The 24,293-nt window shown below is 40.0% G+C and carries 20 protein-coding genes; 10 read left to right on the forward strand and 10 right to left on the reverse strand.

What is annotated here, in order from left to right; all coding sequences use genetic code 11:
* Positions 1-2: 2 nt before the first annotated feature.
* Positions 3-1,334, reverse strand: a complete 1,332-nt coding sequence (locus K1720_RS04350) for an ABC transporter substrate-binding protein (protein WP_251950214.1) — start codon at positions 1,332-1,334, stop codon at positions 3-5.
* A 152-nt stretch (positions 1,335-1,486) separates the two neighbouring features.
* Here K1720_RS04350 and K1720_RS04355 point away from each other — a divergent pair, with 152 nt between their 5' ends.
* The 4 genes from K1720_RS04355 to speB are packed head-to-tail and all read left to right on the forward strand — an operon-like array spanning position 1,487 to position 6,423.
* Positions 1,487-2,545, forward strand: a complete 1,059-nt coding sequence (locus tag K1720_RS04355; RefSeq protein ID WP_251950216.1) for a TrmB family transcriptional regulator — start codon at positions 1,487-1,489, stop codon at positions 2,543-2,545.
* Between the two features lie 15 nt (positions 2,546-2,560).
* Positions 2,561-3,265 (forward strand): HAD family hydrolase, encoded by a 705-nt coding sequence (locus K1720_RS04360; RefSeq protein WP_279347067.1) that lies wholly within the window; start codon positions 2,561-2,563, stop codon positions 3,263-3,265.
* Complete coding sequence (locus K1720_RS04365) at positions 3,262-5,505, forward strand: glycoside hydrolase family 65 protein (RefSeq protein WP_251950218.1); 2,244 nt, start codon at positions 3,262-3,264, stop codon at positions 5,503-5,505. The genes K1720_RS04360 and K1720_RS04365 overlap by 4 nt, the downstream gene beginning before the upstream one ends.
* 57 nt (positions 5,506-5,562) lie before the next feature.
* Positions 5,563-6,423 (forward strand): agmatinase, encoded by an 861-nt coding sequence (gene speB / locus K1720_RS04370; RefSeq protein ID WP_251950220.1) that lies wholly within the window; start codon positions 5,563-5,565, stop codon positions 6,421-6,423.
* A 1-nt stretch (position 6,424) separates the two neighbouring features.
* Here the strand turns inward: speB and K1720_RS04375 are convergent, their stop codons facing one another.
* From K1720_RS04375 to K1720_RS04400, 6 genes are all read right to left on the reverse strand, one after another.
* On the reverse strand, positions 6,425-8,146 hold the full coding sequence (locus K1720_RS04375; RefSeq protein ID WP_251950222.1) for a chloride channel protein: 1,722 nt from the start codon (positions 8,144-8,146) through the stop codon (positions 6,425-6,427).
* Positions 8,147-8,230: 84 nt separating this feature from the next.
* Positions 8,231-9,604, reverse strand: a complete 1,374-nt coding sequence (glmM, locus tag K1720_RS04380; protein WP_251950515.1) for a phosphoglucosamine mutase — start codon at positions 9,602-9,604, stop codon at positions 8,231-8,233.
* Between the two features lie 36 nt (positions 9,605-9,640).
* Complete coding sequence (locus tag K1720_RS04385; protein ID WP_251950224.1) at positions 9,641-11,023, reverse strand: mannose-1-phosphate guanylyltransferase/mannose-6-phosphate isomerase; 1,383 nt, start codon at positions 11,021-11,023, stop codon at positions 9,641-9,643.
* Positions 11,020-11,751 (reverse strand): mannosyl-3-phosphoglycerate phosphatase, encoded by a 732-nt coding sequence (mpgP, locus tag K1720_RS04390; RefSeq protein ID WP_251950226.1) that lies wholly within the window; start codon positions 11,749-11,751, stop codon positions 11,020-11,022. The genes K1720_RS04385 and mpgP overlap by 4 nt, the downstream gene beginning before the upstream one ends.
* The gene (gene mpgS / locus K1720_RS04395) at positions 11,748-12,932 is read right to left on the reverse strand and encodes a mannosyl-3-phosphoglycerate synthase (protein ID WP_251950228.1); all 1,185 of its coding nucleotides are present in this window, start codon (positions 12,930-12,932) and stop codon (positions 11,748-11,750) included. The genes mpgP and mpgS overlap by 4 nt, the downstream gene beginning before the upstream one ends.
* A 161-nt stretch (positions 12,933-13,093) precedes the next feature.
* Positions 13,094-14,497: an ADP-specific glucokinase gene (locus K1720_RS04400; protein ID WP_423837322.1), complete on the reverse strand. Its 1,404-nt coding sequence runs from the start codon at positions 14,495-14,497 to the stop codon at positions 13,094-13,096.
* An 89-nt stretch (positions 14,498-14,586) separates the two neighbouring features.
* Here K1720_RS04400 and K1720_RS04405 point away from each other — a divergent pair, with 89 nt between their 5' ends.
* On the forward strand, positions 14,587-15,450 hold the full coding sequence (locus K1720_RS04405) for an MBL fold metallo-hydrolase (RefSeq protein ID WP_251950521.1): 864 nt from the start codon (positions 14,587-14,589) through the stop codon (positions 15,448-15,450).
* An 11-nt stretch (positions 15,451-15,461) separates the two neighbouring features.
* Here the strand turns inward: K1720_RS04405 and gcvH are convergent, their stop codons facing one another.
* Positions 15,462-15,866 carry a glycine cleavage system protein GcvH gene (gene gcvH / locus K1720_RS04410; RefSeq protein WP_251950524.1) on the reverse strand — a complete coding sequence of 135 codons (405 nt, stop codon included), beginning with the start codon at positions 15,864-15,866 and terminating at the stop codon, positions 15,462-15,464.
* Positions 15,867-15,983: 117 nt separating this feature from the next.
* On the opposite strand from gcvH, the gene K1720_RS04415 reads away from it, so the two are divergent.
* The 4 genes from K1720_RS04415 (at position 15,984) to K1720_RS04430 (ending at position 21,613) form a co-directional block, all read left to right on the forward strand.
* Complete coding sequence (locus tag K1720_RS04415; RefSeq protein ID WP_251950230.1) at positions 15,984-17,264, forward strand: MFS transporter; 1,281 nt, start codon at positions 15,984-15,986, stop codon at positions 17,262-17,264.
* 104 nt (positions 17,265-17,368) lie between these two features.
* Positions 17,369-18,220, forward strand: coding sequence for a hypothetical protein (locus tag K1720_RS04420; protein WP_251950232.1), 852 nt, complete (start codon positions 17,369-17,371; stop codon positions 18,218-18,220).
* A 232-nt stretch (positions 18,221-18,452) separates the two neighbouring features.
* On the forward strand, positions 18,453-21,341 hold the full coding sequence (gene leuS, locus K1720_RS04425; protein WP_251950234.1) for a leucine--tRNA ligase: 2,889 nt from the start codon (positions 18,453-18,455) through the stop codon (positions 21,339-21,341).
* Between the two features lie 101 nt (positions 21,342-21,442).
* Entirely contained in the window at positions 21,443-21,613 is a 171-nt protein-coding gene (locus K1720_RS04430; protein ID WP_251950236.1) for a hypothetical protein, read from the forward strand.
* 231 nt (positions 21,614-21,844) lie between these two features.
* On the opposite strand, the gene K1720_RS04435 is transcribed toward K1720_RS04430, so the two are convergent.
* Both K1720_RS04435 and K1720_RS04440 read right to left on the reverse strand, forming a co-directional pair.
* Entirely contained in the window at positions 21,845-22,963 is a 1,119-nt protein-coding gene (locus tag K1720_RS04435) for a PH domain-containing protein (RefSeq protein WP_251950237.1), read from the reverse strand.
* Positions 22,964-23,093: 130 nt separating this feature from the next.
* Positions 23,094-23,249 carry a hypothetical protein gene (locus K1720_RS04440; protein ID WP_251950239.1) on the reverse strand — a complete coding sequence of 52 codons (156 nt, stop codon included), beginning with the start codon at positions 23,247-23,249 and terminating at the stop codon, positions 23,094-23,096.
* A 219-nt stretch (positions 23,250-23,468) separates the two neighbouring features.
* Here K1720_RS04440 and K1720_RS04445 point away from each other — a divergent pair, with 219 nt between their 5' ends.
* A complete protein-coding gene (locus K1720_RS04445) occupies positions 23,469-24,275 on the forward strand; it encodes a class I SAM-dependent methyltransferase (RefSeq protein ID WP_251950241.1) in 807 nt (268 codons plus the stop codon).
* Positions 24,276-24,293 lie beyond the last annotated feature (18 nt).

Below are 24,293 nucleotides of genomic sequence, written 5' to 3' on the forward strand. Positions count from 1 at the left end.
CCTCAGCCACTTAATTCTTCTTGAACAACCTGCTTCATAACGTCTATTGCTTCGTCAATTGTCATTTCTCCTCTCATTGCAGCAGCCATTGCGTCACTGAACTTACCTTCAAGTGGTCCTGATTTTGGACCCCAAAGGAACACTATCATTTCGTCGTACTCAAAGGAGAGTGTTTTCTTGTGTTGTGGCCACATGTCTGGGTCGTTCTCAAAGCCCTTTATGCTTGGTAGTGTGTGTCCTCCTTTGACAACAAGTTCTTTTTGTCCATCTGGACCTAATAAGAATTCTACAAATTTCCAAGCCTCTTGTGGGTGCTCACTCTTTGCGTTTATTCCTAAGATTACTGTATATGCCATTGTAACTCTGCCTTCTTTTCCAGCTGGAACTGGAGCAATGTCCCAGTCTTCTCCATACTTGAAGTCAGGGAACTGATCCGCTAGGAATGGTATCATCCAGTTTCCACTTATTACCATAGCAACTTCTTGTTGACCAAAGGCATCTCCAAGCCATCCTGCTCCTACATCTCCGGGTTGTACAACATAAGGAGTTAATCCTTGTTCTTCTCTCTCAATCTTTCCTTTCTTGTAGAGGTTTATGTACCAAGTAAGGGTTTCTTTAACCACTGGATTGTCAAACCAAGCTGCATCTTCAGGTTTTTCAAACCAAGGCTTTGGAGCACCGTTACTCACAGCAACAGGTACGTATCTGTTGAATCCACCAAGATAAATTGCCAAGCCAGGTTTTCCGGTTTTATCAGCTATTATCTTTGCGTATTGTTCAAGCTCCTCCCAAGTTTCAGGTGGTTTTGTTAATCCTGCTTGCTCAAAGAGTTTCTTGTTATAGAAGAGAGCTAACATACTCCAGTCTTTTGGAAGACCATAAAGCTTTCCATCCTTCTTAAAGGGTTCTAAGAGGAATGGATAGAATTGATCAACAAAGCTTTGGTCTGCAAGTTCGGATATTGGATATAGAGCTCCTTTGTCAATGAATATTGGTGACCATGCGCTATCGACGTAGAATATGTCTGGAGCAACACCAGCTCCAAATGAAGCTAGGATGTTTTCGTGGAACATTTGAGTAATGACCTCATATTTAACACCAATGTTCGGGTTTGCTTGCTCAAATTCAGCGATCATTTTTTGATAGTTTTTCATCTCAGTTTCTCCAGCGCTCCAACCTGCAAATCTTATGAAGACTTTTTCTTGGATCTGGGTCTCGGTTTCGGTCTTTGTTTCTGTTGTTGGGCTTGGAGTTTGGCCTCCAATACATCCTGAGGCTACTACTGCAAAAAGCAGGGCAAAAATCAAAAGACCTCCAAAGAGAACTTTCTTCATTTTTCTCCCTCCCACCTAGGGTTAAGTAATATGGTCTTTCAATTTTTATACTACAATGATATTATATAAACCTTACTGATATAGTATACAATATATTTAAATAGTATTAATGCAGAAAAAGTATAGTAGCACGGGGCAGTGGGGGTGTAGCAATGGAAAACTATGCGTTTTTGATTGAGAAGCTACAGGAACTAGGACTCACAAAAAGAGAAGCTGAAGTGTATCTTGCTATTCTTGTGAGGAATGGGGCCACCGTGAAGGATCTTCTTGAGTCATTGGATATACATCAACCTCAATTATATAACATAATCCAAAGCCTCATCAGGAAGGGGTTTATTAGAGCTTCTGCGGGGAGGCCTAGAATATATACTGCAAGTGATATAAGTGCTCTCATAGATATTCAAAAAATGAAATTTGATCTTCTAAAAACCACGCTTCAAGAAGAACTTACGAAAATAAAAAGCAGATCGGAAGAAGAGGGACCGTATATCTCTATGGTTAGGAGTTTAGAAGGTGTATTAGCTAGCATTATAGAGATAGTTAACTCTGCAGAAGTAGAAATTAGAGCAGAACTGCCATCTCCTATTTTTAAAGAGCTCAAACATTATCTTTTAGGGGCTGCTCAGAGAGGAGTGAACTTATATCTTTTGGTATACCCTGGAACCGGGGGATTTGAGGAATTTGAGAGATTCAAAGATCAAGTGAAAATAAAAACCTCTGAGCTTGGGAACTTTTTGCTTGTTATTGCAGATCTTTCAAGTGCAGTTTATGCAAAAAGAAGGTTCTTTAGTGTTCACAAGCTTCCCGTTTCAAATACGGAGATTTATGGGTATGTCATTCAAGAAAAGGATTTATTACTTAGGTTACTAAACATTCATAATAATCTATGGATAAAGGCTAAGGAAGCTCTTTGTTGGGTTTCAAGGCCTGAATTGTATCCAAAGACCTTTATAGAATTTTCTATGGCGCTTAATGAACTAGAAACTCTCTTAAAGCTTGGTTACACTCCCATAGTTACAGTAGAAGGAAGAGACATTAAAAGTAGTTACCCCATAAAAACCAAAGGAAGAGTTCGTTCTGTAAACCGTTTTGGAATCGTAAGTAATTTTGTTCTTGAAAGTGAGGAAGGAACATTAACTATAGGAGGATTTGATGCAGAAGTGGAAGATATCGAGGCTCAGCGTATTATAATAGAGAAAATAGAAAGATGAACTGGAGGGTACCAAATGAAGGAGATAGCACTAATATGGGACTTTGATGGCGTGTTAGTCTTTACTCCCCACGAAGAAGCTTGGAAAAGAGCTGCAAGGCACTACGGAGCGGACATTGATCATGAGTTTTATGTGGCCTATGTTTCAGGGAAACCACGATATGAGGGAGCTCATAAGATATTAGAACTTAAAGGGATTTATGAAAAATATAACGCAAGAAGTGAAGAAGAGAGAAAGGAACTTCTACATGAATTTGCGGAGTTTAAGAACAGGATAGTCAACGAGATGTTTGAAAGGGAGGAATACAAGGTTAATTGGAATGCAATACTCTTTTTACAGAATGCAAAAAAAGCTGGAATAAAGAATGCTCTTGCATCCGCATCTAAAAATGCTACAAAACTAGCGAAAAAAGTCAAGATTGGGGAGAAAACACTTGCTGATTTGTTTGATGTGAATGTTAGTGGAATGGCTCCAACTAAAAAAGAGGTTTTCAAATTGGCAATGGAAGAGTTGAGAAGAAATTTTTCAGATATCAAATTTTTCTTCGTAATTGAAGATGCTCCAGCAGGTATTCAGGCTGGAAAAGAACTTGGGGCCTTTACTTTGGGTTATGAAAGGGAAGCGAAGTTGAATAGTGCTGATTTGACTTTTGATGATTTTGCCAAATTGACTACTAAGAACCTTCAGCAGCTTATAGAAATAAAGGAGGGTAAGGTATGAAGTTCAATTTCGAGTTTAACCGATACTCGCCAAGAGAAGAGGAGCTTTATGGTACGATATTAACATTGGGAAATGGCCATATTGGATTAAGGGGAGAAATTGAACTTGAACCCACAATATATGGTACAACTGTTGCAGGGATTTATGACTATGCTCCATACTTTTATAGAGAAATAGTGAATGCTCCTCGGGTAATTGGGCTACAGATGATGTTTAGTGGAGAACCCCTTAATTTGAGCACACACAAGCTTTCAAGATATGAAAGAGAACTTAATATTGAGGAAGGAACATTAAAGACCTGGGTTCACATGGAGACTCACAAAGGAGTGAAAATTCAATATGAGAGTTTAAGGATTGTTCATGGAAAACGAAAGAACCTTATTATATTAAAGTTTAAATTTCAAGCGAGTAAAGGTGGTTTATTAACTTTGGTAAATCCAATTGAAACAGATGTTGCAAACCCTTCTTACCGCCCAGAAATTATGGTAAAACATTGCTCACTTAAGGAACTTTATTTTGATGAAAAATCAATATATGCTGAGGTTAGAACACTGGATGAGAGATATAACATTGGGATTGGAAGTTCCCTTATCACGGAGGAAAAGGTGGAGAGAAGTGTTATAAAGAGTAGTAGAGGTATAGCAGAGGTTCTAAGTCTACAAGTTCGGCCTAACAAGGTTTATGAATTTGTTAAATACGTGGTTATATCCTCTAAAAACGATGAGAATTTAAAGGAAGAAGTTTTAGGAGAACTCAAAGAAGCTGTAGGATTGGGTTTTGGGAAGCTTTATGAAGAGCACAGAGAGTACTGGAATGATATTTGGAAAAAGGCCAAGATTGAGATTGAAGGTGATGATGAGGCAGAAAAGGGGCTTAACTTTAGTCTCTTCCATTTGATTCAGTCACTTCCAAGAGATAGCAATATTTCTCTAACAGCCAGGGGAATACACGGTTTTGGTTATAGGGGACATGTGTTCTGGGATACTGAGATCTATGCGCTCCCGTTTTTTATAGCAGTTTTTCCAGAGGATGCCAGGAGGATGCTGATGTATAGGTACAGGAATCTAGAATCTGCTAAAGAAAATGCTAAGCTCAATGGTTATGATGGTGCTCAATTCCCTTGGGAGTCTGCTGACGATGGATACGAGGCTACTCCTTCTCTTGTTCCTCTTGACATGGCTGGTAAGGAAGTTGTGAGAATTTACACAGGAGAGGAAGAGCACCATATAACCGCAGATATAGCTTATACTGTGGACTTGTACTATAAGTTTACTAGAGATGAAGAGTTCATGTCAAAATATGGGCTTGAGATAATTCTTGAAACGGCTCGTTTTTGGGCCAGTAGGGTAGAACTTGATGAGAAGAGAGGGTACGTAATACGAAGGGTCATAGGTCCAGATGAGTACCATGAGCACGTAGATAATAGCTTTTTCACAAATTTAATGGCAAAGCATAACCTTCTTTTAGGAGTTGCTTATTTTAAAAAAGCTCTGGAGCTTGGCGGTGAGTGGATGGAGACTATTAAAAGAGCAGGAGTCGATGAGGAAGAAGTTCGTGGATGGTTCCAGGTAGCAGAGAGAATATATATTCCAAGACAAGTGGAAGGGGTATTTGAGGAATTTGATGGGTATTTTGAGTTAGAAGACTACAACCTTGATCCATATGGCATTGGAGAAGCAAGATTGCCTGAAGAGATAAGAAAAAGGATAGGAAAAACAAGACTCATAAAGCAAGCAGATGTTATAGCAGCTCAATATCTGTTAAAGGAACAGTTTGATCTTGAGACAATTAAAAAGAACTTTGATTACTATATTGTCCGAACAACCCATGCCTCTTCGCTTTCAATGCCGGCCTACAGTATAGTAGCTTCTTGGTTAGATTATGGAGACTTGGCATATGACTATTTCATGAAATGTGCTTATATAGATCTTAAAAACATTTATGGAAATACTCATGATGGCTTCCATCTTGCAACCGCAGGCGGGGTATGGCAAGCACTCTTCAGAGGATTCTGTGGGATTGATATAAAGGAAGACATGATAGAAATCTCACCAAAGTTGCCTCAAAAGTGGAAATCAGTGAAACTTAGGTTCTTTTTTAGAGGTGCTTGGATTGATCTTGTTATCAAAAATAACGAGATAAAGGTGAAACTCCTCAATGAATTGAAGAGTGTAAGAGTTTATGCTTTCGGAAAAGAGGTTGTCCTAGGCCCAGGAGAGGAGGTAACTTTGGAGAAGTAGTTCTCTTTTTGCAAACCTTTTTAACTTATTTTCTAAATTTTCTCTCGGTGGGGGTCAATGGAATTGCTTTACACTTATGAAACCTTGAAACTTGAATTTCCTATGACTGAGATAGAAAAAGCAGATTTTGTAATTTTAGGGATTCCCTTTGATGGAACAACTTCTTATAAGCCTGGAACAAGGTTTGGTCCCACATTAATAAGGCAAGCTACTCTTAACTTAGAGAGTTATATTCTCGATTATGATATTGACTTGGCTGAGGTTAGAATAGCAGATGTTGGAGATTTAGCAATAGTGGCAGGTAATCCAGTTGAGACAATAAAACGTGGTATTAAAACAATTGAGGAGATAAGAAAACTGAATCCAAAAGCAATCCCAATAGTTCTCGGTGGAGAGCATTCAATGACTTATGCACCTGTTAAAGCTTTAATGCCAAAGAGCTACATTGTTTTCGATGCTCATTTGGATTTAAGGGAGCAATATGAAGAAAACCCGTGGAATCATGCTTGTGTAGCTAGACGCATATCCGAGTTGGGTATAGAAATAGCCGAATTTGGGATAAGAAGTGGAACTAAAGAGGAAGTAAAATACACAAAAGAAAGAGGTATTCATTGGGTTCATGCGAGACATTATAGCTTTGAGAGGTTCAAGGAAATTGTAAGAGAGTTGCCAGATCCGATATATATATCAATAGATATAGATGTCTTTGATCTTTCAATGGTGCCTTCTACGGGGACCCCCGAAGCAGGCGGCTTAGGATTTTGGGAAGTAGTAGAGGCATTAGAGTGGCTTGTACGTAATAAAGAAGTAGTTGGTTTTGATATAATGGAAGTGGCTGGGATGGAGCTTGGGGATGTCACAGCTTTAACAGCAGCAAAGCTTCTTTTTTACCTAATGGGAATGATTTCAATGAGATAATTCACTCTTCTTCTATATACATTTCTTGTAATGCTCTGTAATATGCTTTGTAGATATCTCTTTTTGTCACGACTCCGATCAGCTTTTTGCATTCAGGAGACTCTACTATAGGAAGTAGATTTTGATCATATTTTATTAATTTTTCAAAGGCATCATGAGCGGTTTCATTAAGGTATCCAACTGCATAGTTCTTTCTAAGAAATCTTTCAATAGGAAGACTTTTTACTTTTTGAGGTTTGTTCAGAAAATCCTTTATTCCTACAATTCCGAGTACTTCTAGTTTCTCGTTAACCACTGGGAAGCAATCATGTCCTGTGTGTGCCACAAGGTGTTCTATATCTATTAGTCTATCTTGGGGGTTCACAAAGATGGGGTTAGTTGTCATGATATCTTTTACGGGGATTGTCTCTAAAACTACGGGACGACCAGTCTTTATACGGAAACCTCTGCGTTCGAGTTTTAATGTATATACCGAGGAGCCTCTAAGAATGAATCTCGCTGTCAGAAAACTTGTGGTAGTGGACGTTATAACGCAAGGAAGAAGTGCATACCCTCTTGTGAGTTCTGCTACCATTAGTATCTGATTTATGGGGGCTTGGGTTAGTCCACTGAAAAACGCTGCCATTCCAGCAAGAGCATAAACAGCAGTATTGATCCCAAGCGTGGGGAATAAGATACTTAACATTTTCCCATAGGCTGCTCCAAGTAGAGCTCCCGTGTAGAGGCTAGGTGCGAAGATACCTCCACTATGTCCAGTAGATATCATAAGGGATGTAGCAAGCATTTTTCCTATTCCTAAGAAGATTAAAACAGTAAGTGGGAGCAATCCAGCAATGGCAAGTTCTATTCCTTCATAACCTACACCCAAGATTCCATATTTTGGGAAGAACATTCCAATAACTCCAACCCCTAACCCACCGATGAACAATTTAAAGGGAAGCGGTGCTCTTGACTTTTCAAATTTATCAGTAAGCCAGAAGATAAATTTTGCCCAATATGCAGCTAAGAGACCAAATATAAGCCCCATGAGGAATAGAAGAGGAAGTTCTACATGGTTATATGTTATTTGAGAAGAGAGAGTGACTTCAAAACCCTCCCCTAATAATATTAATGTCACAGCATTCCCAACAACCGCAGAAAGAAAAATGGGGACGAGGTTTATAGAAAATACTCCCATATAGACTACTTCGAGGGCAAACATCGCTCCGGCAAATGGGGTGTTAAAAGTCCCAGCTATTCCAGCAGCAAGTCCACATGTGGTTAGCAACTTTTTCGTTTCTGGAGAGAGCTTAAAAGCCTGTGTTAATGCTGAGGCCAGAGAAGCTCCAATAAATCCAATTGGCCCTTCTCTTCCCACACTTCCTCCACTTCCTATGGTTATTGAGGTTGCCAAGGCTTTTAGAAATGCTAATTTTCCTTTTATCTCTCCTTTTTTGAATATTACTGCTTCTATAACCTCAGGTATGCCATTTCCCTTTAATTCGGGATAATTTCTAATTATTGCTACTATCAGTAGGCTGCCAATTGCAGGAAGAAAAATGTATCCGAAATTGTATCCATGGTAATAAAAAGATATACGTGGAAGGAGAGAACCGAAGAAGAGCATTCTTACGATTGCAACCATCTTTCTAAAAACAACGGCCCCGAGCCCCCCAATTACTCCGGTAATGATAGATAGAAGTAATATTGTGGACCATTTCTTGATATACTTCTCGGTTCTCATCACGTTGGAGTATGTGCAATGGTATTTAAAGATTGAAGAAACCAAAGGTTCCTATAGAAAAGTTAAAAGTGAGGGAAGAAGAATTTAATCGTTTAATACTTTTTCTAATAGGTCCAGTCCTAAGTTGAGGTATTCTCTTACTTTTTCTTCGCTTTTTGCTTCGGCAAAGATTCTTATTATGGGTTCAGTTCCACTCGCTCTCACAAGAACCCAACCATCTTTGAAGAGTATCTTTGTTCCGTCGGTTGTATCAATAGTTAGCCCTTCTTTCTTTGCGAATTCTGCTACTTTTGCGACAATTATTTTTCTATCTCCTTCGACATGTTTTTTAGTTTTAAGTTGGTAGAATTTTGGAAGTGTGCCTATTAACTCACTGAATTTCTTGCCGCTCTTTGCAAAGATCTCAACTATCTTTGCTACGGTCATTGCACCATCTCTACCAAGGACATGATCTGGAAAGATAACTCCACCATTTTCTTCTCCTCCGACTAGGCCATTATGCTCCAGAAGGGTCCTCGATACTATTAGGTCCCCTACCTTGGTTTTGATGACCTTTCCATTATACATCTTGGCGAGTTCATCGATTATATGAGAAGTGGCAATGGTTGTCACCACCAGACCACCTTTGTTTTCTTCGAGCATGTCTTTGACTACAAGGGCAAAGGTCTTATCTCCTTGGACAAAGTTTCCGTTTTCGTCTATGAATACTGAACGATCTGCATCTCCATCTTGAGCAACTCCAAAGTCAGCACCAAGCGCTTTAACGATTTTCATGAATCCTTGAAGGTTTTCCTCATTTGGTTCTGGATTTCTTGCTGGAAAGTGACCATCTGGCTGGGCATTTACGCTCACAACTTTACACCCGAGTTCTCTTAGGAGATATGGGAGCACAAGGGAGCCAGCACCGTTTGATGTGTCAACGACTACAAATGGTCTTCTCTTTTTTATGACTTCAATGTCCACTTTAGACTTTATTGCGTCTATATACGGTCTTATTATATCTCTTTCTAGAAGTTGGCCAATTTCATGCCATTTTGCCTTATGAAATTCCTCATTAAAGAAAAGTTCCTCAACTATACTTTCTCTCTCTTTTTTAAGTCCTAATCCATTTGGTTCAAGAAGTTTTATTCCATTGTATTCTGGAGGATTGTGAGATGCCGTGATAACAGCTCCTCCGTCCACTTTGAAATATTTACATGCGAACTGAATCGCTGGTGTTGGAGCTATACCTACATCTATAACATTAATGCCAGTGCTTAGTAGGCCACTTATTAAGGCATTCTTCAACATTTCTCCACTTACTCTAGTGTCTCTTCCCACAACTACCCAAAGCTCTTTGGTTGGTTCTTCTCTTTTTAAAAGTGTTCCAAAGGCTAGGCCCATTTTTAAAGCAAATTCCGGGGTTATTTTCTCATTTGCTATGCCCCTAACGCCGAATGTCCCAAATATCTTGCTCATCCTCATCACCTGTGCTCTATTATTAGGCTTTTTGTTTCAACCTCTCCCAAAATCGTCTTGGAAACGTTCAATGTCATCTTCACCTAGGTATTCTCCTATTTGTGTTTCTATGACCTCAAGCACAACTTTCCCGGGGTTTTCAAGTCTGTGTACTGCCCCTGCAGGTATGAAAGTACTTTCTCCAGGCCTTAATAGGAGTTCTTTATCTTCTATCTTCACTTTTGCAGTCCCCCTGACTACAACCCAATGTTCTGAGCGATGATAGTGTCGTTGGAGGGAGAGTCTGTTTCCAGGTAAAACCGTTAGGCGCTTTATTTTGTATCTCTCTCCTTCTTCTAGTACGGTATAAGAGCCCCATGGTCTGTATGCCGTCTTGTGCACTATAGCCCTCTCGTCATTGCTCTCTACAAGCTTTCTGTAAACTTCCTTAACTTTCTGACTTTCTCCTTTTTTCGCAACGAGTAATGCGTCTCCAGTATCGATTATTATCAGATCTTCAATACCAACGGTTGCTGTTAATCTTTCAGTTATTACAAGATTGTTTTTGGAGTCTATGTTTATGTACTCTCCTTTAAATCCACTGATCTTGACAGCATTCCCCGTTTTATCTTTTTCAAAGGCTTCATATATGGCATCAAAACTCCCCAAATCATTCCAGTATGTATTTAGGGGTACTACAGCGGCCTTGTCTGTTTTCTCCATAACGCCATAATCGACTGAGATATCTGGTACTTTTTCATATGCTTCCTCTATATTCTTTGCTTCTTCGAAAGCAGTGTAAACTTTAGGAGCGACTCTTTTTACTTCTTCGATGAAAAGAGTACTGTCGAATAGGAACATTCCACTGTTCCAGTAATACCCATTTTCTACATATTGTTTCGCAGTCTCGTAGTCTGGCTTCTCTTTAAATTCATCTACCTTGTATCCCCCTTCAAGCTTTTCGCCAGGTTTTATGTATCCATAGCCTGTGTGAGGTTTTGTAGGTCTAATTCCAAATGTTATGAAATAATTATCAGCAAGCTGTTCAGCTTTTTCAAATGCCGTAATATAGTTTTCATCAACTTTTATCAAGTGATCTGAGGGTAACACGGCAACTTTCGATCTACCATAATTTTCCTCTATAGTCTTCATCCCCCAGTAAATAGCTGGAAGAGTGTTCTTTCCTATAGGCTCTAGGAGGATATTTTCTTCTGGAATTTCAAGGCCAAGTTCTTTAAGGTCATCAAGAACCCTGAACTTGTATTCTTTATTTGTCACGACAAAAATTTCCTTTGGTTTTGAGAATTTTAGTGCTCTTTCTATGGTTTTTTGGAATAATGAAGTGTCGTTAAATATTCTTATAAACTGCTTTGGCATAAGTTCTCTACTCAGGGGCCAGAGCCGAGTACCTTTTCCCCCAGCTAGGATTAAGGTTTTCATTTTATCACCTCCATTAATTTAGTTATTTCCCTTATATCCTTAGCCCCCGAATAGGATAAACCGATTGTGAACGGATAATCAACGACTTTGAGCATAGGAATGTCGTTTTGGCCGTCCCCGACGGCGTAGCTCTCAATTTTTTCAACCTGTGAATACAAATTTAAAATAAGTTTAGCAGCTTTTCCTTTGTCGGTGTTTCCGGTTACGTTGTAGAACCTGCTCCCCTTTGAGATTTTTAATTCTCTTTTTGTCAGTTCTTTTTCGAAACCTGGTGTACTCCAAGTGAATATGGTTTCTGAATACTCCCTTTGCATGGCTAATTTTGCTAGATCCCCTGGAAGATTGGTATATCTAATTACTTCTTCTAGGCTTGAGTTACCATAGTATTTTAATCCAAATTTGTCTTTTATCTCATCCAGAGCCTTTTTTATTATAGTATAGTTAACTCCAAGCTCAATTACTAAATAATTTCTCTCTTTCCGTGTAAAAGGGAAGTTAAAAGGCAGATCATCTTTTGGAATGTACACTGCACTTCCAGTTTCCACAATAAATGGATCATTAATATCAAGGGCCCTCCGGTAGTACTCCTGTTCAGCCTTAGTTTTTGATGAGTTAAATATTATTTTAAATCCTCTCTCCTTTAGAAATTCCACTATTTTTTTGGCTGGTTCTGGGGAATAGTCCTCTCCTATGAGGGTTTTGTCAAGATCGAGGAATATTATCTTCATAGATCGAACCTCAATAATGTCTCTTGATTGGCGTCCAATGCGTCCATCCATTTTTTAATGTCTATCTCTTTTATCGGCTTCATGACTCTTGGTTTTGGAGGCTCTTCATTTTCTTTTATTATATTGTGCATTCTAAGATCATTTAGGATTTGTCGTTTTAGACTCTCTGATGAGAGTTTTGAGTGGTATATAGTGGTCAATGAAAGCAGAACCATCTCCTTTACGTGTTCTTGGCCTTTATCCTCATGAAAATGTGGGTTTAAGGTTTCTATCTGGAAAATTTCTATTCCTTGATCAAATACCTCTTGGAGTTCTTTTGCATTCTCCCAAGTGCCAAAGCGTTCAAGGAGATAAACTATCTCGTAGGGTTCGATTGAATAACCTGTGGAAAATGGTAAGATTTCTGCAAGCTTCATTGTCATAGCGTGCTCTCCAGCATTTCCAGTCACCATGATAGTGGTCTCAAATGTGGTTTTCTCACTTATGAGTTGATTTAGATATCGATTTGTTATCTCACTTACCCTTCCCCATTTTTTGAAGTAGAGTGTTCCTTTACTTACTTTTGGTTTGTGTCGCCAGTGGAGTCTTACCATCGCATAGTCGCTTTCACTCATCAGAAAACCAGCAGCATAGTCTTTAACATACTCATTAACGGCTCCAGGAATATAATTATCAGCATCAACAAAGCCAACGTACTTGGCACCTATGGCTTTTGCAAGTAATATTCCTAGGAGCATCCCTTCGCCCTTTCCACTTCTTACAAGTCCTTTTTCATCAAGAATATCCTCATATCCGACCTCTTTAAAAGCTTCTCCTAGTCCAGGGTCTTTTTGGTGAATCATCAAGACCCTTGAGTGTGTTAGATTGCAAAAGTGCTTAACTAAGTCTACTTCTTGCTTGAATCTGTTGGGACCTTTCCTTTTGCTATTAGAAACGATGATAATAGGGGATTTGTGGGGTATTGCCTTTAATACACCATCAACAAGGTGAAGCTTCTCATTTTTCATAGGCACAACTATTGCCATTTCCCCAATTACTTTGTAAATATCCCCTCTAGGAATATTCTGCACCGTAAACATTGGAACATCCTCGGTTTCAGTATCCATCTTGATGACTTTTTGTAACTCGTAAATTTTCACCGCTCCAAAGATTTCCTTATAAACTGGGGCCTCTAAAAGCATGTTCTCACCTCCTAAGTGATTATAGCAAGCAGAATAATCAAAAACACTCTGCCAAATACTCTTTGTTTTCTCCTATATATAAATTTTTACTTTATTTCTTTTGAAAGCCTCGCTGTTCACGGCGGGGAGGGGTCAGTACAAGTTAGAAAAATAGGAAAAGCTCAGCTCTTTCTCATTCCGAATTCACTAACAAATGCAGAGCTTGAAATCGTATCTCCTATTCCGACGGTGCTCTTTGGAGAAGTCACGATCTTTGTTGGGATAAATGTTAGCTGTCTGTCGGTCATATCTATTATGCCGTTTTCAAATTCGGTAAATTCCTTCTCAAGTTCTTCTTCGAGGATTATTGCTCTTTCATTTGTTGGAACACTTAAGGCATCTCTTATCTGTTCAACTCTTTCTAAGTTGCCCCGCATAGCTTTTGCGGCGGCTGCCAATGAAGCGAAGAGCAAGGCATCTCTAACATGTTCTCCTCGGTACTGGGTTAAAGCTAGGTAATAACCATAGGTGTGGAAATGAATTCTTTCTATTCCAGTCTCATCCATTAAAAGGTTCATTCCGTCTATAACAGAAAAGAGGTGTCCTTCAAGGATTTCCTTTGTGAGTTCTTCGTCTCCAATTATCTCTATTATTGAAGATAATTCTACCTCATTTAACCCGACGCTTGTGAACTTTGGCAACATTTCTATAAGCTCTTCTCTCACTCTTTTGCTTGGTGTGTATGCAAATTCAAAGTGAGTTTTCACCCCATGTTTGTTCAAGATGTTAAGATGACTTTCAACCCTATCAAGGATGTCTCTATATGTTGTTCCATCGGGATAGTACTCGTTTAGAACTTGAAGTCCGCTTATTAAGGCCAGTTCTACTTTTTTGACTATTTCTCCAAAACCCTCCCTGAATTCTTTTCTCATATATACTCTAGCGTTGTAATCATCAGCATTAGCTATAAACCGATTTTCCCTTGGAGCTCTGATGTTGAAGACTTGAAATCCTCTTGGGAATTCATATATATAGTGGATAAGCTCATCTTCATCAGATTGTGCTTCTTTAGGATGAATGAGTTTAAGTTCATTTCCTTCAAAAACTGGAACATAAATGGGGCCATCAACGAATAATTCTGCTTGAAGTCTGGGATTCTGTGGAACGTGTACTATGGTGGGGATTCTGTACACTCCGCCTAAGAGATTTGCCATGATTCCGGCTTGTCCACCGATTCTCAGTTCATCCCATCCCCACTCTCGTAGATATTTTCTAACTTCTTCGTTCTCTACAAACCATTCCATTGCTTTTCCGAGTTTTATACTTCTCAATATTCCTCCAAAAAGATGTTCAAGCGATGCTATTTTTTCGGGAGGATTTTCTATGATCTTAAAAACATTCTCTTTTCCTATTTCATTGATTTTTTGTTCTAAATCCTCTTTATCAAGATATTTTATAGCATCGATATTTGTATTATATGCTAAAAGAACTCCGCTAATATTTGGAAGTGCATTAGTAGCATTCTCAAAAGCTTGCACATATAGTCTTTTCCATAACCGTATTCTCTCTTTAAGGCTTTCTTTCATGGCTTATCACCTCCAGTGTTATTATGCTCCCAAAATTAATAAACATTCCGAGGGCAAACCTCAAAAGGCTCTTTAATAATTCTTGAATGATGATCATTAGAGGAATTGGTTTAGACTCATCCGCTGAAATAGCATTTCAGAGCCATGCTCATACAGATCATTTCGTTAGTGGGAAAGTCATAGTTTCAACAAAGGCCACGAAATTTCTCAGCCATCTCAAAAAAGGAGGGTTTTACAAAACTTACGACTTTGGTAAAGCCTTCTACATAGGGGATTATAAGGCCAAGCTTTATCCTGCAGGACATATGCTTGGCTCTGCTCAAATCTATATTAAGCTTGATGAATTTTCACTTCTTTACACTGGTGACGTTAAATGGTTCAAACTTAGAACTGCAGAAAAGGCTAAATTTAGACGAGCGGATGTGCTTGTTATCGAGTCAACATATGGATTACCCATGTATAATTTCCCAACTCCAAGAGAAGCTGAGAAAAAACTTATAGCATTTGTGGAGCAGTCATTAGATAAAGGAAAGACTCCTATGTTATACGCAAATCAGATGGGAAAGGCCCAGGAGCTTCTTAAAATCTTGGACCTCCATGGGTACTCTGTTAGAGTTTCACGAGAAATACTGAAAGTTGCCAAAGTCTATGAGAAATTTGGGATAAAGTTCCGCAATATCTCAAAAGAGGGAGAGGTTTTAATTAGTGGCTTTAAGAATCAAATATCGTTTAATGGAGTCCATTCATCAGGACTTTTTGTTTCTGGGTTTGGAGATTTGAAATTAAGCAATCATGCGGACTTTTGGGAGCTTATAAGAATAATTGAGACAGTTAAACCTGAGAAGATCTATACTCGTTATGGATATGCTAGAGAATTCGCTAGAATCCTGAGAGGTTTGGAATACGATGCTAAACCATTGGAAGATGTTCTTTTTTCGGGAGAATTAATTTAAAGAGAAGAAAATCAGAGAGATTCTAAATATTCAGCATACTTTTCAGCTGGCATGAGTTCTTTTAGTTCCTCTTCTAAGTTGCTTGGTTTTATCTTAGCAATCCATGCTTCATAGGGATCTTCGTTGATTTTTTCTGGGGCCTCTTCGAGTTCTTCATTAACTTCAACGATTTCTCCACTAACAGGTGCATAAACTTCGCTTACTGCTTTGACGCTCTCTACTTCACAGAGAACATCGCCCTTTGAAACCTCTTTTCCAATTTCGGGGAGTTCTACATAGGCCAAATCGCCAAGCTCTTTTTGTGCATAATCACTTATTCCTATCAAAACAGTTCCATCCTCCATTACCTGAGCCCATTCGTGGTCCTTGGTGTAGTAAAGCCCTTCTTTAACCTTGTATTCACCGACCTCAATCATAGCAATCACCATAGCGTTTTATAGCTGAAAAACATTTAAATCTTTTCCTAATTGTGATCACTTTTGAGCAAAATGCATTATTGGAGTGACCAGATAAATTAATCTTGGTGAGGTTAAATGAGGGATAACAGAAACTTCTGGCTCTACGCAATGGGACGTTTTGTTTCTCTAGTAGGAAGTGGTGTGCAGGATGTGGCATTGCCATTATTTATACTGGATTTAACAGGGTCTGGTATAATCATGGGGACTTTTATGATAGTTTCAATGCTTCCTCGCTTACTTCTCTATCCAATAGCTGGCGTTTTGGGAGATAGGCTCAATAGGAAGTGGATAATGGTTTGGATGGATTTTGGAAGAGGTGCAGTCATATTAGTCTTGGCACTTCTAGCTTTGAGAAACTTGATTACTATACCTCTTCTTTTTGGGGCCCAGTTTGTTATTTCAATTATGAATGCCCTCTTTGGGCCAGCAACAAGTGCAATGCTCCCAGATATAGTAGAAAAAGATGAATTGATGAGGGCGAATTCCATCTTAATGAGTCTTAATAGCACAGCTTATATAGTTGGGCCTGCTCTTGGGGGAATAATCTATGGAACTGGAGGGATAATGGCGGCATTTCTAATAAATGGAGTATCATTTATAGCTTCAGGGATAAGTGAGTTATTCATAAAATATGAGCAAAAAGTGAAGAATATAACGAACGTTGGGGAGATCGTTGAAGGCTTAAAAGAAGGCTTGGCATATATAAAGACACAAAAGGGGATCTTAACCCTGATGAGCTTTGCATTGGTAGTAAATTTTCTCGCGGCTCCTATATTTGCTGTCCTTTACCCATACGTGATGAGAGTGGTTATTAAATTCACCGCAGAGCAATATGGGCTTTTAGAGACATCGTTTATGGGAGGTATACTTCTTGGGAATATTATTCTTGGGGCTTTCTTTGCTAATAAAAAGGCAGAGAACCTTTTGATTAAGGGCCTAGTTTTTGGAACTATTCTCCTCTTTGTGTTCGCTTTGCTGATATCTCCCCAGAGTATAGCCTTTTTCTCAGGCCCAAGCTGGGAAATGTTTGTTGCTATTGCCCTTGTTTCTGTCTTTATGGGAGCTTCAAATGCCTTTGTAAACACTCCAATAAATGTGGAGTTTCAGCAGTTAGTTCCAACAGAATATAGAGCAAGGGTATTTTCTGTTATTGAGGTTATGGGACAGGGGATAGTTCCTATAGGTTATGGTTTGGTGGGTATACTACTTGATAATGCACCAGCTCATGAAATAGCTTTGGCCTTGACGTTTTTAACTTTCGTTTCCGTTGTGCTTTTCGTAACAAAGTATTCAAAAACTGTCTTTGAAGACTTTGAGAACAGGAAAAAAGAACCTGAAGTGGAGATTTCCCCCTAAGGTGCTTTTCTTTGATCTATAAATAATTTACAAAATTGTTTGGTACAGATATAAAATCAAAAAATTTAATTAGAAAACCGCTTTGATACATTAGGGGATGTTGAATGGAAACATCTGCTAAGAGGCCTCTTATTATGGGTCTAAGGGCTATGTTTCTTTCCATTAAGCAACGAGCATTAGAAGTGGAAAAAGAATATGCAGAATTGTTAGATAAATTGACCGCTGATAATTTACGAAGAGCTGATTTTAAAATTTTCTTTGAGTTTGTAAATGCTACAAACTCTCTCCCGAAAGACATTGATTTCCCAGAGATTATTAATAAGATACAGAAAATCAAGGGGATCTTGGACAGTTACAACAGAGCTGTTAGTTTTTTCCAATCTTCGATTCAAGATGGGCCTCCTCTGAGATACATAAGCTATACTGTACCACATTTAGTAATAGCTCCAAGCAATTACCTACAAGAAGTGGTTACCTACTGTGAGCTTGCTTTAGGGATCTTGGAAGGATATCTTCTTTCTGAACAAATAACCCCTCAAGAGCGGGATAGATTGGAAAGAACTAGAGAAAAAATTGAAACCTTGTATGAGTGCAATCCTGCTCTTGTCGAACACCTAAAAGAAGCGATCAAAGAGTTTGAAATGGGGCATGACCTTGCTTCGGCACTTATAGCAGGAAAGTGCTTTATTTATATAGAAGAGCAGCTTTGTTCTTCTTTTGGATTAAATAAAAACAAACACGAAGAAAGAGCTAAATTACCAAAAATGCTTGGCGAAAGGTTAGGGTTACCCAGAAATATGGTGGAAAAAATTGTTAAAGCAAGTGTTCTTGCGAGAAATACTTTTACTCACAACATAAATTCTCGACCGTCACATGAAAACGCCCTGAGTTTATTAGCTGATACAGTGACTTTTGCAGAGTACCTTTGCAAGATTATGGGAAATTCAGAAGGATGAAGAGGTGGGGATATTTATCGCTTGCCCTCCAGTATAATCTTTCTCCAAAAGATTTAAATATCCTAATGTCAAGATAAAGCCCGATGCTTATGAGGGGGGATCGAGTTCTCCATAACCTGGCATTCCTTTTATGCTGACTCTATTAGCTTACCCCCTAGCTTTAAATCCAAGTCTTTTTGGTGCGGGCAAACTCTTTTAAGAGGTATTTTTAACAACCCAAGGAGGTTAGGGTATGGTGGATTTCAAAGCTATTGAGGAAAAATGGCAAAGTAAATGGCTAGAAGATAAGGCATTTGAGCCACAAATAGATGAAAAGAAGCCAAAGTTCTACATAACAGTTGCATTTCCCTACTTATCTGGCCATCTGCATGTTGGACACGCAAGAACCTACACAATTCCAGATGTAATCGCAAGGTTCAAGAGGATGCAAGGATACAACGTCTTATTTCCAATGGCATGGCACATAACTGGATCTCCAATAGTCGGAATAGCCGAGAGGATAAAGCACAGAGATCCCCAAACAATCTACGTATACAGGGATGTTTATAAAGTTCCGGAGGAGATTCTGTGGACCTTTGAAGACCCAATAAATATAGTTAAGTACTTTATGAAAGCCGCAAGAGAGACGTTTATTAGGGCAGGTTTCAGTGTCGACTGGAGCAGAGAGTTCCACACTACATCTCTTTTCCCGCCCTTTAGCAAATTCATTGAATGGCAATTCTTGAGATTAAAGGAGAAGGGTTTGGTGGTTAAGGGAACTCACTATGTTAGGTGGGATCCGGTTGTTGGGACACCACTAGGGGACCACGACTTAATTGAGGGTGAAGACGTTCAAATATTGGATTATGTCCTGATAAAGTTCATCCTCGAGGAGAATGGTGAAGTTGTTTACTTACCGGCGGCAACATTGAGGCCCGAAACGGTCTATGGAGTAACGAACATGTGGTTAAATCCAGAGGCAATATATGTGAAAGTGAAAATTAGAAACAAGGATAAGGAGGAAGTTTGGGTAGTAAGCAAAGAAGCTGCTTACAAGCTGAGTTTCCAAGATAAAGAAATTGAGATCTTAGAGGAATTCAAGGGTGAGAAGCTAATTGGAAAATGGGTTAAAAATCCAATTACTGAGGATGAGGTAATTATCCTGCCGGCAGACTTTGTTGATCCAGATAATGCTACTGGAGTTGTTATGAGTGTTCCGGCACATGCCCCCTTTGATCATGCAGCCTTGGAGGACATAAAGAAGAACACAGATCTGCTAGTAAGATATGAGATAGACCCAAGGATTGTTGAAAACATAAGCTACATCTCCCTGATAGAGTTAGAGGGCTATGGGGAATTCCCTGCAGTTGAAGAGGCCCAGAAACTTGGTGTTAAAGGTCAAAAAGATGTAGAAAAGCTTGAACAAGCCACAAAGAATGTTTATAAGGCCGAATATCACAGAGGAGTCTTTAAAATTGAGCCTTATAAAGGAAAGCCGGTTAGTGAAGTAAAAGACTTAGTAGCTAAGGCTATGGCCGAAAGAGGAATAGCTGACAGAATGTACGAGTTTTCTGATAAGAACGTTATCTCAAGATTTGGAAATCGAGCAGTAGTGAAAATAATCCATGATCAGTGGTTCATTGATTATGGTAATCCAGAATGGAAAGAGAAGGCAAGAGAGGCCTTGGCAAATATGAAAATCTTCCCAGAATCAAGAAGAACACAATTTGAGGCCATTTTAGAGTGGCTTGATAAGAAGGCCTGTGCGAGAAAAGTTGGTTTGGGTACTCCTCTACCATGGGATCCCGAGTGGGTCATAGAGAGCTTAAGCGATTCGACGATTTACATGGCATACTACACCATAAGCAGACACATCAACAAGCTAAGGGAAGAAGGCAAGCTCGATCCAGAGAAACTAAACAGGGAGTTCTTTGATTACATCTTCCTCGAAGAATTCAGCGAGGAAAAAGAGAAAGCCCTTGCAGAGAAAACTGGCATCCCAACAGAGGTAATTCATGAAATGAAGGAGGAGTTTGAGTACTGGTATCCACTCGACTGGAGATGCTCCGCCAAAGACCTGATTCCAAACCACCTGACGTTCTTCATATTCAACCACGTGGCCATCTTTAGGAAGGAACACTGGCCAAAGGGCATAGCGGTGAACGGCTTTGGAACCCTTGAAGGAACCAAGATGAGTAAGAGCAAGGGCAACGTGCTCAACTTCATAGATGCAATAGAGGAGAACGGAGCTGATGTGGTGAGACTTTACATCATGAGTCTGGCGGAACACGATAGCGACTTTGACTGGAAGAGAGCAGAGGTTGGAAAGCTGAGAAAGCAGATAGAGAGATTCTACGACCTAATAAGTGAATTTGCAGGTTATGAAGAGAGCGAAGCTGAGCTAATGGACATTGACAAATGGCTGCTTCACAGGTTAAATAAAGCCATTGAAGGTGCAACCAAGGCATTGGAGGAGTTTAGAACAAGAACCGCTGTCCAATGGGCCTTCTACAACGTTTTGAATGACCTAAGATGGTACATGAGGAGGACCGAAGGAAGGGACGATGAGGCAAAGCGCTCAACACTAAGAAAGCTGGCTGATGTATGGGTTAGGCTAATGGCTCCGTTTACACCTCACATTGCTGAGGAGTTATGGAAGAAGCTCGGAGGAGAAGGCTTCATAAGCTTAGCCAAATGGCCCGAGCCAGTGGAAGAATGGTGGAACGAAACAATAGAACTTGAGGAAGATTACATTAAGAATCTAATCGACGACATAAAGGAAATCATAAAGGTTGCAAAGCTAGAGAATGCAAAGAGGGCGTACATCTATACCGCAGAGGAGTGGAAGTGGAAAGTAGCAGAAATAGTTGCAGAGAAGAGGGATTTCAAAGCCTCAATGAGCGAAGTCATGAAAGATCCTGACATGAGAAAGCGCGGTAAAGAGGTCTCAAAGCTGATCCAGAGGTTAATTAAGGACAGAGTTTTTGACTTTAAGCGCATTGATGAGGAAAAGGCCCTAACACAATCCAAAGACTTCATTGAAAAGGAACTTGGCCTCGAGATTATCATAAACGCAGAGGAAGACAAAGGTGGAAAGAAGAAACAAGCGATGCCCATGAAGCCGGCTGTTTATATTGAGTGAGTATTGCCCTTGTTTTTATTTTTTAACTTCAACATATGTAGCCCCCTCATTGCAACACTTGTATAACACTAACTGGAATTAGCATAATCGTGGTTAGCATAATGAGAATTATTGAACGTCATGAGGTTAGAGATGTTCTGGATGCAAAATGGGTGCTGGTTTATGGAGGGAGAATGTTAAAGAGATGGACATCAGAAAGATTGAGAGGAAATTTGAAGGGTTTGATGCCGAGAGCTCCAAAAACGCCGAAGTTCTTGACTGGAAGGATGTGATAAGGCTTTGTAAGGCCCACCTTAGTCGCACTCTCTGTCGTATCTGTTGAGTGATTCTCCTCTCCACGGCTTTTCTTCTTGTTTTTGTTTCCAACTGTTCTCAACTTTGACAAAACTCTTAGTTTAATAACGCGATATTTAATATCATGATACTAAAATTCACCGATAGGAAGAAAAGAGGATCCTGCCTTTGGAAATCCTATCCAAAAGTTAAAATTAAAAAGGAAGCTTTCACTGGTATTGCCTAAGGATGTCATAGATGTGCTGTGCAGCATCAGTATAGATCGTGTATTTCTTACCCTTTGCTTTGAATTCAAGGTAATGGCCACCGAGTATTCCCTTTTTCAGCTCGAGCCAACTTATTTCTTTGAGGGAGATCTCTTCATCAATTTCACCAACACCAGCTGCTCTAAGTGCGGCCTTGACAGCAACCGTTGCTACCATGCCCCTTAGTCTGTACTTGCCTTGGAGCCTGAGGCGTTTGTTGGTTATTACGAGGGTTCCAACCCTTTCTTGGCTCATTGCACCCATCTTAAAGCGTATCTCACCGCGGTAGAGCTCCCTCTCGGGCTCTTCCGCTGAAACGGGACCCTTCTCGACCTGAGCTGGGACCTCAACGGGCTTAGCCTTGGCGAGGCGCTCCGCCTGCTCCTCGGTTGCCTTAGCAACCGCCCCCATCTCGGCCTCGTAGGCCTCAACGACAGCCTTGAGCAGGAAGTAGTGAAACTCGAAGAGGTACTTGAAGAACTTGACGTCGCCGATGACGAATTTGTCGCGCTCATCGAGCATTTCATGGGCTTCATTGAGGAGTTCGTGCATCTTCTCCACATCACCGAGGTAGAGGGCGTCGCAGGCCCGGGCGGCGAAGGAGAGAGGATTTATAACATTCTTTGGCGGAATGTACCAATCCCATCCTGGGGAGTGCGAATCAAAGGTTCGATGTTCAATTTTTGAGTGAGAAACTGCTTCTAGTGCAAATTTTGCAAATTTGAATTTCTCTGAAGCTTCTGAGAAGTTGCCCTCTGATAAGTGGTTTAGCCCCTGAATTAGAGGATGGTAAAGGTATTCTGTTATCGTAGATTTCTCCAATCTTTTGTACTCGCTTACACAATCCTCATAACTTAATCCATGTTGTTTTAAGATCTCGCTAGCGTACTCCTTGAAATTATCCCTTAGTTCTAAATATCTGTTTACTGAATCTTGATGTTCCCTTGCCTCTTTACATCTCACCTTGTAATTGCCCCATATAAATGGAATCACAAACCCTAGGAATACTAAAACAAAAACTAGGCCGGACAGTTTGTCATTAACTCCTATAAAACTAAATCCCAATGCAGAGATGGAGCCCAATATTATGCCGCCAAAGATGAGTATGATTATTGCTCCTCCTGCCCCTCCGTATTTCTCTTGACCTGCTTCCTGTAGTGCTCCCCATATCCCCTCTAAAATACCTTTTTGACAATACTCTCTGTGTCCATATTCACGATAGTAATCTCTTAGTCTCTCTCTCCTTAATCAGCGGTTTGATGGCTTCCGCGCACTTCAGGATTTTCTCCGCGTTCACAGGGTTCTTTACCCGCTCCAGCTCCGCCCTCATCTTCTCAAGAAGAGCATCGAGGTTTACATTGCTCTGCAATGACCACCACCAAAGTAAAAATATGTTCACTAGTGTATTTATAAGTTTCGTATTTATATTGTAGAGAAGTTTTCTACTCTGCCAATTAAAACAATTAAAGCTTCCAAACTCTTCGATCTTAAAGATTTTTGACCTGCTATTAATTCAACACCATCTTATAAATCTTTTTCTCCGAAAAGGCCTTAAAGAGGAGCATTTTAGTTTAGTTTGGTGCTTTCCATGACTTATAGCGAAGAAAAATTTAAAGAAGAAGTTCTTTCTAAAATCCCGCTCCGAAACGAACTTCCCTTACCTGACGACTGGCTTCACATAGAGATGCTCGAACGCTTCCGCATCCTCCAATTTGCACCGATAAAGCCCGGAATGAATGTCCTCGAAATCGGCTGTGGGGCTCACGCCCTAACTACCGTACCTTTGGCTTATTTAGTTGGAGAAACCGGCCGTGTTGTAGCGGTGGACATCTCAAGATGGCACTTTTTTGAGGAAATCACGTCTTCAGCAGGGCTAAGGCATCGAATAATTCCTTTAAGAGTGGATGCTAGAGAACTTCCGTTTCCTTTTAAGAGCTTTGACCTAGCTGTGCTTGTTCACGGCGTGAGAAGTCTGAAGAGCGAGGAAACGATGATTAAAGTCTTTGCCGAGATGCTCCGTGTGGCAGAGAGGATTTTCATAGCAGAAACTTTACCAATAGCTAAAAACCAAGCACAGGAAGCTCATTTGGAGATGTACAATTTGAGAGAAGAAATTTTCGAGGCACTCTTTGGCGAGAAGGATGACCTTCACTACCTTCCTTTGGAGAGCCTGAAGGAGCTCATTGAAGAGGCAGGAGGAAGAATAATCGAAAGCGGAGTCTTTGAACCTAAACTTCCACACTACCTCGCCTATATTCCCAGGAAATACGTGGAGCGGATAAAAAATGAGAAAAGGCGTGCCAATCTCTTGGAGAGATGGGACAGAGCGTATGAAAAGTGGAAGAGAGGAGCAGAACATCCTCCCGTAGGATGGGTCCTTGTGGAAAAAGAATAATCTGGCCTTCTATTCCTT

This window comes from Thermococcus argininiproducens (genome assembly GCF_023746595.1).
GTDB classification, from domain to species: Archaea; Methanobacteriota_B; Thermococci; order Thermococcales; family Thermococcaceae; genus Thermococcus_A; species Thermococcus_A argininiproducens.